This window comes from Micromonospora sp. MW-13 (genome assembly GCF_003434305.1).
Taxonomy (GTDB): domain Bacteria; phylum Actinomycetota; class Actinomycetes; order Mycobacteriales; family Micromonosporaceae; genus Micromonospora.
In genome coordinates this window covers 25,249-36,521 of sequence record NZ_QKKX01000035.1, presented here as the reverse complement: position 1 = coordinate 36,521, position 11,273 = coordinate 25,249, and the positions used below count along the sequence as shown (strand labels likewise).

The window sequence follows — 11,273 nt, the reverse complement described above, 5'->3', positions numbered from 1 at the left end:
CGCCAGCGCCCCGGCGGGTGGTACGGGTCACCCCTGCGGGACGGTGCGGGCCGAGCGCCGTGGGCCGGTCGGGTCGGGACCGCCGCCGGCTACCGGCTCTCCCGGAAGGCGCGCGGGCTGGTGCCGTACGCGGCGCGGAAGGCGCGGCTGAAGTGGGTCTTGTCGCGAAAGCCCCAGCGCGCGCCGATGGCCTGGACGGTCTGGTCGCGCAGGAGCGGGTCGGCGAGGTCGCGGCGGCAGCGTTCGAGGCGGCGTCGGCGGATGACGCCGCCGACGGTCTCGTCCTGGTCGGCGAAGAGGCGGTGCAGGGTGCGCAGGGCGACGTGGTGGGCGTCGGCGACGGACTGGGGGGACAGGTCGGGGTCGCCGAGGTGGCGCTCGATGAAGTCGCGTACCTGGGTGAGCAGGGCCTGTTGGCGCAGCTCGGTGGGGAGGGCGGCCTCCGCGTCGAGGTGGCGGGCGAGCAGCAGGGAGACCAGGGTGAGGGTGACGTCGGCGAGGTGGGGGGCATCGGTGGCGCGGAACTGCTCGGGGTGCCGGGTGATCTGGTGCAGATGCTGGGCGAGCAGCGCGCCGTGCCCCTGGGCGCCCGACATCCGCACCGCCGAGAGCCGGTCGACCTTGTCGGTGTCCAGCGGCAGCAGCGCCCGGGGGATGAGCACGGTGGCCGAGGCGGCGTCCTCCCGGCCGTGTTGCCGGCTGGCGTGCATGATGTCGTGCGGCCGGCCCCAGTCGATGAGCGCGAAGTCACCGCTGCCCATCGCAGTGTCCCGGCGCCGGGCGCTGATCGCGCTGGTGCCGGCGACGGTCAGCGGGATCTGGTAGACCTCCGGGTCGCCCTGGCGGATCAGCCGGGGGGTCCGCCGCCCCACCAGGGACTGGTAGCGGAACCGGGTGAGCTGGATCCCGCCGCCCAGGTCGACCAGCCGGGCGCGGCCCCGGAAGTCGGCCGTGTGGTCGCTGGTGAACGCGATCGGCGCGGAGACCCGGGCCGCCATGTCGACCCAGAAGGGCCACCGCTCCGCCGGCGGCAGCGCCGTCGTGTCCACCGTCTCGGCCCGCAGTGTGCCCATCACCGACCTCCCGTGTCGCGCCGTGCGGTGTCGACGACGAGGCCGGCCGGCATCCGTCGCCGGTCGGCGGTCCACCGTCCCCTCCCCGTCCCCGCCGTCGCTCCATTGTCGACGCGGGGAGCGCCCGAGGGCCGCCGCCGGAGCCCCCGGCGGCCCTCGGGACGGTCGGGTGGCCGACAGTACGGGTGCCGGCGCGGGCACCCGGTCAGGGCGTGTGGGCGGCGACCAGGGCCGCGAAGCCGTCGAGCACCCGGTCGAGCGCGCCGGAGCCGACCGGGGCCGGTGCCGCCGACCCCCCGGCCCGGGGACGGGACCGGCCGCGCCGGGCGAGCAGACGGCGACGCCGGCCACGCCCGGTGCGGGCACGGCCGGCGCGCTGCCCGGGGTCAGTCGTTGAGGACCTGGGAGAGCCGGTCGCGGAACCGCCGCTCGGAGTCGCTCACCTGGTCGCCGCCGAGGCCGAGGATGCCGCCGCTGGACGCCGCGCCCACCACGTGCTCGGCGATCTCGACCAGCCAGTGCTTGTAGGCGCCGGCCTCGCCCTCGTCGACCTTGGCGGCCAGCAGCCGGGCCGCCGAGGCGGCCCGGTTCAGCACGTCCTCGATCATCGCCCGCGGGTCGGCCGGCGCGATCACGGGCAGCTCCTCGCCGGCCTCCGGGTCGCCCACCCGGGACACGATCTCGCCCGACACGGCCGCGACCAGGGGGCTGGCCGACTCCCGCCCGGTGGCGATGGTCTCCAGGCCCGCGGCGTTCTCGGCCATGGTGCGGCGGGCGCTGTCGTGCTCGGCGGCGCTCGCCGCGGTGAGCACCGACTGCGGCAGGCCGACCAGCAGCCCCCACTCCTCGTCGGAGAAACCGAACCCGGTGTACGCCGGCTGCTCGATCACGTCCCCGCTCCTCTCATCCTGGTCTCACTCGGCTCGACTGTCTCACTCGGCTCGACTGCCGCCGCCCCGGTCGCCGGGGCCCGGCTCAGGCTAGTCGAGGGTCAACAGCCCCTGTCCGGACACCACGCGCACCGACAGCGTCTTGTAGCCGACCTCGTCGAAGAGCACCGTCATCCGGTCGTCCTCGTAACTGAGCACCATGCCGGGCCCCCACTCCGGGTGCCGCACCTGGCTGTGCACCGGGAACGGCCCGCCCGCGCCGTCGTCGGCGACGCTCGTGCCGGCCAGGCAGTTGTCGCAGTGCCCGCACACCTCGGTCATCTGCTCGCCGAAGTACGCCAGCAGCGCCTGCCCCCGGCAGCCGGTGGTCTCGGCGAAGGCCCGCATCATGTCGGTCCTTGACCGGGTCACGGTCTGCTGGCGTTCCGCCTCGGCCCGCGCGGCCTCGCCGGCCTCGGCCGGCGTGAGGGAGTACCGGGGCGCGCCGATCCGCTGCTTCGGCCGCGGCTCGGCGGCGCCGACCTGCTCCAACAGGGCGAGGTACTGCCCGAGCTTGCGCGGCCCCAGGCCGGTCAGCTCCCGCAGCTCCTTCTTCGTGGCCGGCTTCCTGCGCAGCAGGGCGGCCAGGTCGCGCAGCTCGGTGGCGGCCGGCAGGCCGCCGGAGAAGAAGCGTTGCAGGCCGACGTCCTCGGCCTGCCAGAGCAGCAGCACCCGGGCCGGCTTCCCGTCGCGCCCGGCCCGGCCGATCTCCTGGAAGTAGCTGTCCGGCGAGTCGGGCAGCGCCAGGTGCACCACCCAGGCGATGTCGGGCTTGTCGATGCCCATGCCGAACGCCGAGGTGGCCACCATGATCGGCACCTGGTCGGCGAGGAACGCCTCGTGCAGCTCCCCGCGCGCCCCGGCGGGCATGCCGCCGTGGTAGCACTGCGACGGGAGGCCGGCGTCGGTGAGCCGGCCGGCCAGCTCCTCGGCGGCGCGCCGGGTCGGCACGTAGATGATCCCGGGCCGCCGGTCCTCGCGCAGCAGCGCGATCAGCCGCCGCCACCGGTAGTCCTCCGTGGGGCAGTGCGCCACCTCCAGGAAGAGGTTCGGCCGGTCCAGCCCGGAGACCACCACCTCGGCGTCGCGCAGCCGCAGCCGGGCGACGATGTCGTCGCGGACCGGTGGCGAGGCCGTGGCGGTCAGCGCGACCACCGGCGGCCGGCCGATGCCGTCGATGAGGTGGCCCAGCGCCAGGTAGTCGGGGCGGAAGTCGTGCCCCCACGCCGAGATGCAGTGCGCCTCGTCGATCGCCACGAGGGCCGGCCGCAGCGACTTCACCTCCGCCATCCGGTCCGGGTTGGCGAGCTGCTCCGGGGTGATGAAGAGGAACTCCGCCCGGCCCTCGCGGATCTCGGCGATCGCCTCCGCCTGCTGGGCGGCGGTCTCGTCCGAGCTGATCCGCACCGCCCGCAGCTCCGGGCGTCGGCGCTCGTTGAGCGCCGCGATCTGGTCCTGCTGGAGGGCGAGCAGCGGGGAGATCACCACGGTCGGGCCGGGGATCAGGCTGGCCGGGATCTGGTAGATCGCCGACTTGCCGGCGCCGGTGGGCAGCACCACCAGGGCGTCGCGTCGCTTCATCACCGCGCGCATGGCGGCGAGCTGGTTGGGTCGCAGGGCGGTCCAGCCGAACAGGCTGCGCGCCGCGCGGCGCAACGTCATCGAGTGCGTGGACAGTCTCATCGAGGGCCGGAGGTACCCGCCGCGATCAGCGGCGAAACCCCGCGCCAGGAGGGCGCAGCGCCGGACCTGCCGGGCCGTACCCGGGGAACGGCGGGGTGCCCGGCCGGCCCGCGCGGCGCCGACCGGGATCCGCGGGGGTCAGCGCCGGCGGAACATCGCCCGGATGGCGGCGAGCAGGAGCAGGCCGCCGACGACCAGTCCGAGCAGCCGTACACCGGGCACGTCGGCCGCGCTGGTCGCGTCGGCGAGGGGCGGCAGTGGCATGTGGGAACTCTCCCACGCCGGGCCGGCCCGCGCCATCCGTTAACAGTAAGGTTTATTGACTATTACTGGGCCCGGTGTGACCATGGCAAGCACCGCCGCGTCCCGCGGCCGGGTCCGAAACGGGAAAGACGGGGGTACGGCAGCCGCATGAGCAGCGCACCGACGGGGAAGCTGGCGAGCCTGGCGGCCGCCGTCCTGCAACCGGGATTCGTCGGCACCACCCCACCGCCCTGGGTCTGCCGGTGGCTAGGCGAAGGGCTCGGCTCGGTGGTCCTCTTCGCCCGCAACATCGTCGACCTCGACCAGGTCGCCGCGCTCACCGCGGCCCTGCGCGCGGAGCGGCCCGACGTGGTGGTCGGCATCGACGAGGAGGCCGGCGACGTCACCCGGATCGAGTCCGGACGAGGCAGCTCCCGCCCCGGCAACTTCGCCCTCGGCGCGGTCGACGACCCGGAGCTGACCCACGAGGTGGCCCGCGACCTCGGCCGCGAACTGGCCTCGGTCGGCGTCACCCTCAACTTCGCCCCGGACGCGGACGTCAACTCCAACCCGGCCAACCCGGTCATCGGGGTCCGTGCCTTCGGTGCCGACCCGGCCCTGGTCGCCCGGCACACCGCCGCCTGGGTCCGGGGGTTGCAGTCCGGCGGGGTGGCCGCCTGCGCCAAGCACTTTCCCGGCCACGGCGACACCCGGGTCGACTCGCACCACGACCTGCCCCGCATCGGTGGCACCCGGCAACAGCTCGACGCCGCCGAACTGGTCCCGTTCCGGGCCGCCGTGGCGGCCGGGGTGCGGGCGGTGATGACCGGCCACCTGCTCGTCCCGGCGCTGGACCCGGAGCTGCCGGCCACGCTCAGCCCGCGCATCCTCGGCGGCCTGCTGCGCGACGAGCTCGGCTTCGCCGGCGTGGTGGTCACCGACGCGGTGGAGATGCGCGCGGTCGCCGACCGGTACGGCTTCGCCGGGGCGGCCGTGCGCGCCCTGGCCGCCGGCGCGGACGCGATCTGCATCGGCGGGGAACGGGCCGACGAGGAGTCCGCCCGCGAGCTGCGCGACGCCATCGTCGCCGCCGTGGTGGCCGGCGAGCTGCCCGAGGAGCGGCTGGCCGAGGCGGCTCAGCGGGTCGGCCGGCTGGCGAGCTGGACGACGGCGGCCCGGGCCGGGATCCCGGCCCGCCCCGGCGTCGGGGTCGACGGCTCCCCGGTCGGGCTGGCCGCCGCCCGCCGGGCGCTGCGGGTGACCGCGGGCACCGGCGCCGAGTCGGCGCTGCCGCTGGCCGCCGCCCCGCACGTGGTCGAGTTCGAGCCGCCGCGCAACATCGCGATCGGTCCGGAGACCCCGTGGGGGATCGCCGCCCCCCTCGCCGGCCTGCTCACCGGCACCACCTCGGTACGCCTCGGCGAGGCCGACCTGCCCGCCGACCCGACCGCCGGGGCGGCCGGCCGGCCGCTGGTGCTGGTCGTCCGCGACCTGCACCGGCACGACTGGATGCGCGCCGCCGTGCGGCGGGCCATCGCCGTGCGCCCCGACGCGGTGGTGGTCGAGCTGGGCGTGCCCGTGCTGGTCGCCGGCGCGGTGCACGTGGCCACGCACGGCGCCACCCGGGCCGGCGCCCGCGCCGCGGCCGAGTTGCTCGCCGGCACCCGGCCGACCGCCGGCCAGCCTCGGCTGGACGTCCTCGGCTGACGCCTCGACGCCCGGCGGGCCGGGGCCCGGCCGGCCGGGCCCCGGCCCGCCGACGCTGGTCGGGCCGCCCGCCTCGGCGCGCCCGCCGGATCAGCCGGTGGTGACCAGGTCCGCGTACTCCGGGTGGCGCTCGATGAACGCGGCCATGAACGGGCACCTGGGCACCACCCGGCCGCCGCGCTCGCGGACCTGGTCCAGGGTGGCCCGCATCAGCGCGGACCCGACCCCCATGTTCTGGAACCCGGGGTCGACCTCGGTGTGCGTGAAGACCAGCACCTCGCCGCGGGGCAGGTACGCGGTGAACCCGGCCAGCGCGTCGTCGACCAGGATCTCGAAGCGGCGGCGGGCGGGGTTGTCCTCGACCAGGAAGCTCACCCGGTCATTCTGCCCCGGGTTCCGGCCAGCTCGTCCAGTTCGCCAGCAACCGGTCCACCTGGTCGGCTGGCCCGGACCACCTGTACGCGCTGGTCACCAGGAAATCCGCGCCCAGCGAGGCGACGCCGGTGGGGCCGTGCGGCACCGAGTGCACCCCGTCCACGCAGACCAGCGCGCCGGCCGCGTGCGCCGCCTTGGCGACCGCCGGCACGTCCGCCCAGGGCAAGCAGGGGCGATCGTGGGCCCCTCGGGCGCTCGCGCGGGCCTCGTACCCTTGATCGGGTGACGAACCGACCCGGTACCTCTCCGTCCACCCCCACCCGCCGGGCCGCCGGCCTGCTGGCCGGCATGGCGCTCGGCGTCGCCCTGCTCGCCGGTTGCAGCAGCGAGGGCGCCTCCACCGACTGCGGCCTGGACGCCTGCACGGTCACCTTCGACCGTGGTGTCGAGGCCAGCGCCACCATCCTCGGCGTCGAGGCCAAGCTCGTCGGCGCCCAGGGCGACCAGGTGACCGTCGAGGTCGCCGGCGAGCAGTTGTCGCTGACCGTCGGCCAGCAGGCTACCGAGGTCGGCGGCTTCGCCGTGACCCTGGACAGCGTCACCGACCAGGAGGTCAAGATCCGCGTCTCGCGCAACCCCTCCGGCTGACGGCGCCGCGGCGGCGGTGGCCGACGTTTGGGGATCTCCGCGATCGGAGATTGTGGCGCCATGTCACTCACCCGGAACGCCGAAGCCACCGCCTCGCAGGCCGCGAACAGCCGGTGGCTCGAACTACTCGCCCGGGCCGGCTTCATCGGCTACGGCGTCGTGCACCTGCTGTTCGCCTGGCTGGCCCTACAGATCGCCTTCGGCGGCTCGGGTGGCAAGAGCGGCGACCAGTCCGGTGCGCTGGGCACCCTGGCCGAGCAGCCGCTGGGCAAGTTCCTCTGCGTCGCCATCGCCGTCGGCATGCTTGCCATGGCGATCTGGCAGGCCCTGGAGGCGGCCGTCGGCCACCGCGCCGAGCGCGACAAGGAGCGGCTCGTCGAGCGGATCGCCTCGGCCGCCCGCACCCTGGTCTACCTCTACTTCGCCTGGACCGCCTGGAAGGTCTTCTCCAACGCCGGCTCCAGCAGCGCCGAGCAGCAGGAGGCCCTGACCGGCAAGCTGATGACCTCCGCCGGCGGACGCTGGCTGGTCGGCCTGGCCGGCCTGGTGCTCGCCGCCATCGGCATCGGCCTGGTGGTCTACGGGTGGAGGAAGAAGTTCGAGAAGCACCTGAAGACCGGTGAGATGAGCCCCCACACCCGCACCCTGGCCCGCCGGCTCGGCATGGCCGGCTACATCGCCAAGGGCGTCGCGTACGGCATCGCGGGCCTGCTGGTCGTGGTGGCCGCCGTCAACTACGACCCGGAGAAGGCCCGCGGCCTCGACGCCGCCCTGCGCGCCCTGCGCGACCAGTCCTACGGCCCGTTCCTGCTGGCCCTGGTCGCCCTCGGCATCGCCTGCTTCGGCGCCTACTGCTTCCTCCAGTCCCGGTACCGCAAGGTCTGATCTGGCCGGATCGGGCAACAACGGGCACCATTGGGCCTTTGCCCGGACCCAGGGTGCCCGTTGGAGGGAGAGAGACACCCGTGCAGAGCTACCTCACGACGGTCGTCGCCGCGCTCGCCGCGGCGGCGATCGCCGTTTTCCTGGTCGAGGTGGTGCACCGCGCGACCCGGCGGCTCGGCCGGCGCTCGCTGCTGATGACCGAGCTGACCGACCACGCGCACCGCTCGTTCCAGGTCGCCGCGACCGTCCTCGCCGTGCAGTTCGCCGTCCGGTTCTCCACCGGCTACGCCGTCGGCACCCAGTGGCGGCAGGTGGTGCTGCACGTGCTGGTGCTCACCGTCATCGTCACCGCGGCCTGGCTGGTCGCCTCGCTGCTGGTGGTGGTCGAGGACGTGGCGCTGGCCCGGTTCCGGGTGGACGTGCCGAACAACCGGCACGCCCGCCGGGTGCGTACCCAGGTGGTGATGCTGCGCCGGCTGACCATCGCGGTGATCGTGATCCTGGCCGTCGGCGTGATGCTGATGACCTTCCCCAGCGTCCGGGGCGTCGGGGCCGGCGTGCTGACCTCCGCCGGCGTGGCCGGTGTGGTCGCCGCGCTGGCCGCGCAGAGCCTGCTCGGCAACGTCTTCGCCGGCCTCCAGCTCGCGTTCAGCGACGCGGTACGCCTGGACGACGTGGTGGTCGTCGAGGGGGAGTGGGGCCGGATCGAGGAGCTGACCCTCAGCTACGTGGTGGTGCAGATCTGGGACGACCGCCGGTTGATCCTGCCCACCTCGTACTTCACCAGCAAGCCCTTCCAGAACTGGACCCGCACAGAGGCGGCGGTGCTCGGGACCGCCGAGTTCGACGTCGACTGGTCGGTCAACGTGCAGGCGATGCGCGAGGAGTTGCGCCGGCTGGTGGAGGGCAGCGACCTGTGGGACGGCCGGGTCTGCGTACTCCAGGTGACCGACGCGACCGGCGGCCTGGTCAAGGTCCGCGCCCTGGTCAGCGCCGCGGACGCCGGCAGCCTGTGGGACCTGCGCTGCCTGGTGCGCGAGCACCTGGTCGGCTGGGTCCGCGACCACCGCCCGACCGCCCTGCCCCGGATGCGCGCCGAGATCGGCGACTCCTCCGGCGCCCTGCCCTGGCAGTCGGTGCAGCCCCGGCGCCCGGTGCGCCGGCCGGCCGACACCGACGTCCCCGACGACGCCCGGGTCTTCGGCGGCAGCGACGACGGCGCGGCCCGCAGCGAGGCCTTCGTCGGCCCAGAAGACACCCCCACCCCCACCCCCCGCTGACCCCACCCCCGCTCGAAGCGGTGATCAAGAGGTTTGCGTCGCCCCGGCCGCGGGATCCCGACGCAAACCTCTTGATCACCGTGGGCCGGCGGGGTGGGCGTGGGTGGGGGTGGTGGGTGGGGTGGGGGTTTGAGCGGCTGATTGTGGGGGACTGGTGCGCGGTGGTCAGGCGACTGGCCGCAGCGCGCAGGATTGACGGGCGGCTACTCCGGGCATACAGCGCGGTGATGATGAAAGGAGGACAGCATGGCTGACGTCGCGAACCACCGCACGTCTCAGAACGGGAGCGAGCCGTCCACCGCCGAACTGGTGCAGCGGGCCACGGAGCAGGTCTCTCGCCTCGTCCGGGACGAGCTCGCGCTGGCCCGGGCGGAGCTGACCCAGAAGGGTAAGCACGCCGGCATCGGGATCGGCCTGTTCGGCGGCGGCGGGGCCCTGGCGCTCTACGGGCTCGGCGCGCTGGTCGCCGCCGTGATCCTGTTGCTGGCGCTGGTCATGCCCGCGTGGCTGGCGGCGCTGATTGTGGCGGTGGCGCTCTTCCTGATGGCCGGGATCCTCGCCCTGGTCGGCAAGAAGCAGGTCAGCCAGGCGGTCCCGCCGCTTCCGGCGGCGACGGTACGCAGCGTCCGGGCGGACGTGGACACCGTAACCGCCGCGGTGAAGGACAGGGGACGGGCATGACGGGCAACGGGACCGGCGACACCGAGGCGCTCCGCGAGGAGATCCGGCGGACCAGGGTGGAGTTGGGCGAGACGATGGAGGCGCTGGCCGCCAAGGCCGACGTCAAGGCCCGCCTGAGATCCTCCGCCGAGCAGGCGAAGGGCCGGATGCGGAAGCAGGCCGCGCAGACGGTGGCCCGGGTGCGGGAGCAGGCGACGCAGAGCGCCGGGGCGGCGCGGGAGGCGTCCTCCGCCGGCGCGGGGCTGCGCGGCCCGGTACCGTGGGCGGCCGTCGCGGCCGGCGCGGTGGCTACCATGATCGTGCTGTTGATCGTTCGGGGGAGGCGCAGGTGAGCAGGGGCATCGGCAAGGCCGCGTACAAGCCGGTCGGGGTGCTGCTCGGCCTGGCCGCCGGCACCGTCGCGGGCGTGATCTTCCGGCAGGTCTGGAAGGTGACCGCTGGCGACGGCGAGGCCCCGAGCGCGACCGACGAGGAGCGTGGCTGGGGCGAGATCCTGGCCGCCGCCGCCCTCCAGGGCGCGATCTTCGCGGTGGTCCGGGCGGCCGTGGACCGGGGCGGGGCGGTCGGCGTACGTCGGCTGACCGGCCGCTGGCCCGACTGACCTGTCGTTACCAGGCGGAGGGCCCTTTTCCGGTACGCCGGGGAGGGGCCCTTTCTGCTGGCGACGCCGGCCCACCAAGCCGGAATTCGGGCGTCCTTCGGGTCACCTGCCGGAGAATTTCGTCGGGTAGGCTGTGCAGAGTTTTCGCTACGTGGTTTGCTGTTCCACGCTGTTGCGAGATGGCGTGGGTTGAGAGAAGTCTCCTGCACAGGGGGCCGCCTCAGGCGCCGCTGATCGAAAACGGCCAATCGGCCGCACGGCGTGCTCGGCCGCCAGTTTTAGAAGGAGATACACATGGCGCAGGGAACCGTGAAGTGGTTCAACGCAGACAAGGGCTTCGGCTTCATCACCGTCGACGGCGGGGGTGCTGACGTGTTCGTCCACTTCTCGGCCATCCAGACCAGCGGCTACCGCTCGCTGGAGGAGAACCAGCGGGTGGAGTTCGAGATCGCCCAGGGTCAGAAGGGCCCGCAGGCTGAGCAGGTCCGCCCGATCTGAGCAGCCGTGGCCGGCGCGCCGGCCGAGGGGATGATCCGACCCGGATCACAGTGAAACCCCGCGTCCCGTCCGGGATGCGGGGTTTTCCGTTGCCCCCCGCACCCGGTTGCCCCGCACCCGTTGCCCGGCCTCGCTTCGACCGGGCATCGCTTCGACCTACCTCGCTTCGACCGGCCCGCGCGTCGGGCCCGGCCGGTCGGGTGCCCGATCCGCCGGGGAGCGGTCAGGGCCGGCGGCGGCTGCGCAGGCCGCGCCAGATCGTCACGAGTCCGATCAGGGCCAGCGGCAGGCCGAGCAGTGCCCAGATCCGTTGGTCGGTCATGACGCTGCCGTCGACGTAGCCGAGGCCCTGCACCGTCCAGACGGCGCCCACGACCATGGCGAGCAGTCCGAGGGTGAGCGGGAGCCACCCCTTCATCGCGTTCCTCCTTCGCCGGCCGGCCGGGCCCGTCCAGCATGCATGCCGTCGCCGGGTTGGGCGGGCACCGTCGCCCCCGGGCGGGTCGTCACCGGTCGTGCGCCCGCGGCCGGACCAGCTCGTCGTGGGCGGCTCGGCCGACGGCCAGTTCCTTGGTGGACGGGCGGTGGCGGGCCGGCGGCGGCGGCACGCCGGGCCTGGTCGGCGTCGCCGGCGCCGAGGCCGACGCGCCGCCCGAGCCGGGTGCGGGTC

The 11,273-nt window shown here is 74.5% G+C and carries 14 protein-coding genes and 1 pseudogene; 8 read left to right on the top strand and 7 right to left on the bottom strand.

The window, feature by feature from the left end; translation table 11 throughout:
- Positions 1 to 89 precede the first annotated feature (89 nt).
- The 4 genes from C5N14_RS18525 to C5N14_RS33795 all read right to left on the bottom strand — a co-directional run bounded on the left by C5N14_RS18525 (position 90) and on the right by C5N14_RS33795 (position 3,949).
- The gene (locus tag C5N14_RS18525; protein WP_117669367.1) at positions 90 to 1,073 is read right to left on the bottom strand and encodes a helix-turn-helix domain-containing protein; all 984 of its coding nucleotides are present in this window, start codon (positions 1,071 to 1,073) and stop codon (positions 90 to 92) included.
- Between the two features lie 386 nt (positions 1,074 to 1,459).
- Entirely contained in the window at positions 1,460 to 1,963 is a 504-nt protein-coding gene (locus C5N14_RS18520; RefSeq protein WP_117669366.1) for a hypothetical protein, read from the bottom strand.
- Between the two features lie 90 nt (positions 1,964 to 2,053).
- Positions 2,054 to 3,685, bottom strand: a complete 1,632-nt coding sequence (locus C5N14_RS18515; RefSeq protein ID WP_117669365.1) for a RecQ family ATP-dependent DNA helicase — start codon at positions 3,683 to 3,685, stop codon at positions 2,054 to 2,056.
- A gap of 138 nt (positions 3,686 to 3,823) precedes the next feature.
- Positions 3,824 to 3,949, bottom strand: a complete 126-nt coding sequence (locus tag C5N14_RS33795; protein WP_256371533.1) for a hypothetical protein — start codon at positions 3,947 to 3,949, stop codon at positions 3,824 to 3,826.
- Positions 3,950 to 4,096: 147 nt separating this feature from the next.
- On the opposite strand from C5N14_RS33795, the gene C5N14_RS18510 reads away from it, so the two are divergent.
- Positions 4,097 to 5,635 (top strand): glycoside hydrolase family 3 protein, encoded by a 1,539-nt coding sequence (locus C5N14_RS18510; RefSeq protein WP_117669364.1) that lies wholly within the window; start codon positions 4,097 to 4,099, stop codon positions 5,633 to 5,635.
- Positions 5,636 to 5,725: 90 nt separating this feature from the next.
- On the opposite strand, the gene C5N14_RS18505 is transcribed toward C5N14_RS18510, so the two are convergent.
- Both C5N14_RS18505 and C5N14_RS18500 read right to left on the bottom strand, forming a co-directional pair.
- Positions 5,726 to 6,010, bottom strand: coding sequence for a GNAT family N-acetyltransferase (locus tag C5N14_RS18505; RefSeq protein ID WP_117669363.1), 285 nt, complete (start codon positions 6,008 to 6,010; stop codon positions 5,726 to 5,728).
- A 67-nt stretch (positions 6,011 to 6,077) separates the two neighbouring features.
- Positions 6,078 to 6,224 (bottom strand): annotated as a pseudogene (locus C5N14_RS18500) (aminotransferase class V-fold PLP-dependent enzyme); the annotation flags it as partial.
- A 68-nt stretch (positions 6,225 to 6,292) separates the two neighbouring features.
- Between C5N14_RS18500 and C5N14_RS18495 the strand changes: the two are divergent.
- The 7 genes from C5N14_RS18495 (at position 6,293) to C5N14_RS18465 (ending at position 10,603) form a co-directional block, all read left to right on the top strand.
- Positions 6,293 to 6,658 (top strand): hypothetical protein, encoded by a 366-nt coding sequence (locus C5N14_RS18495; RefSeq protein ID WP_117669362.1) that lies wholly within the window; start codon positions 6,293 to 6,295, stop codon positions 6,656 to 6,658.
- 60 nt (positions 6,659 to 6,718) lie between these two features.
- Complete coding sequence (locus tag C5N14_RS18490) at positions 6,719 to 7,543, top strand: DUF1206 domain-containing protein (RefSeq protein WP_117669361.1); 825 nt, start codon at positions 6,719 to 6,721, stop codon at positions 7,541 to 7,543.
- An 80-nt stretch (positions 7,544 to 7,623) separates the two neighbouring features.
- Complete coding sequence (locus C5N14_RS18485; protein ID WP_117669360.1) at positions 7,624 to 8,823, top strand: mechanosensitive ion channel family protein; 1,200 nt, start codon at positions 7,624 to 7,626, stop codon at positions 8,821 to 8,823.
- A 246-nt stretch (positions 8,824 to 9,069) separates the two neighbouring features.
- On the top strand, positions 9,070 to 9,504 hold the full coding sequence (locus C5N14_RS18480; protein ID WP_117669359.1) for a phage holin family protein: 435 nt from the start codon (positions 9,070 to 9,072) through the stop codon (positions 9,502 to 9,504).
- Complete coding sequence (locus C5N14_RS18475; RefSeq protein WP_117669358.1) at positions 9,501 to 9,836, top strand: DUF3618 domain-containing protein; 336 nt, start codon at positions 9,501 to 9,503, stop codon at positions 9,834 to 9,836. The genes C5N14_RS18480 and C5N14_RS18475 overlap by 4 nt, the downstream gene beginning before the upstream one ends.
- A complete protein-coding gene (locus tag C5N14_RS18470; RefSeq protein WP_117669357.1) occupies positions 9,833 to 10,105 on the top strand; it encodes a DUF4235 domain-containing protein in 273 nt (90 codons plus the stop codon). The genes C5N14_RS18475 and C5N14_RS18470 overlap by 4 nt, the downstream gene beginning before the upstream one ends.
- Before the next feature lie 294 nt (positions 10,106 to 10,399).
- On the top strand, positions 10,400 to 10,603 hold the full coding sequence (locus C5N14_RS18465; protein WP_030338233.1) for a cold-shock protein: 204 nt from the start codon (positions 10,400 to 10,402) through the stop codon (positions 10,601 to 10,603).
- Between the two features lie 223 nt (positions 10,604 to 10,826).
- Here C5N14_RS18465 and C5N14_RS18460 read toward each other — a convergent pair whose 3' ends face one another.
- Entirely contained in the window at positions 10,827 to 11,021 is a 195-nt protein-coding gene (locus tag C5N14_RS18460; RefSeq protein ID WP_117669356.1) for a hypothetical protein, read from the bottom strand.
- Between the last annotated feature and the right edge of the window lie 252 nt (positions 11,022 to 11,273).

Coding starts and splice junctions, on each gene's coding strand:
- C5N14_RS33795 (WP_256371533.1), bottom strand. CDS start 3,949: ATGCCACTGCCGCCCCTCGCCGACGCGACCAGCGCGGCCGACGTGCCC.
- C5N14_RS18510 (WP_117669364.1), top strand. CDS start 4,097: ATGAGCAGCGCACCGACGGGGAAGCTGGCGAGCCTGGCGGCCGCCGTC.
- C5N14_RS18525 (WP_117669367.1), bottom strand. CDS start 1,073: ATGGGCACACTGCGGGCCGAGACGGTGGACACGACGGCGCTGCCGCCG.
- C5N14_RS18480 (WP_117669359.1), top strand. CDS start 9,070: ATGGCTGACGTCGCGAACCACCGCACGTCTCAGAACGGGAGCGAGCCG.
- C5N14_RS18490 (WP_117669361.1), top strand. CDS start 6,719: ATGTCACTCACCCGGAACGCCGAAGCCACCGCCTCGCAGGCCGCGAAC.
- C5N14_RS18515 (WP_117669365.1), bottom strand. CDS start 3,685: ATGAGACTGTCCACGCACTCGATGACGTTGCGCCGCGCGGCGCGCAGC.
- C5N14_RS18465 (WP_030338233.1), top strand. CDS start 10,400: ATGGCGCAGGGAACCGTGAAGTGGTTCAACGCAGACAAGGGCTTCGGC.
- C5N14_RS18460 (WP_117669356.1), bottom strand. CDS start 11,021: ATGAAGGGGTGGCTCCCGCTCACCCTCGGACTGCTCGCCATGGTCGTG.
- C5N14_RS18475 (WP_117669358.1), top strand. CDS start 9,501: ATGACGGGCAACGGGACCGGCGACACCGAGGCGCTCCGCGAGGAGATC.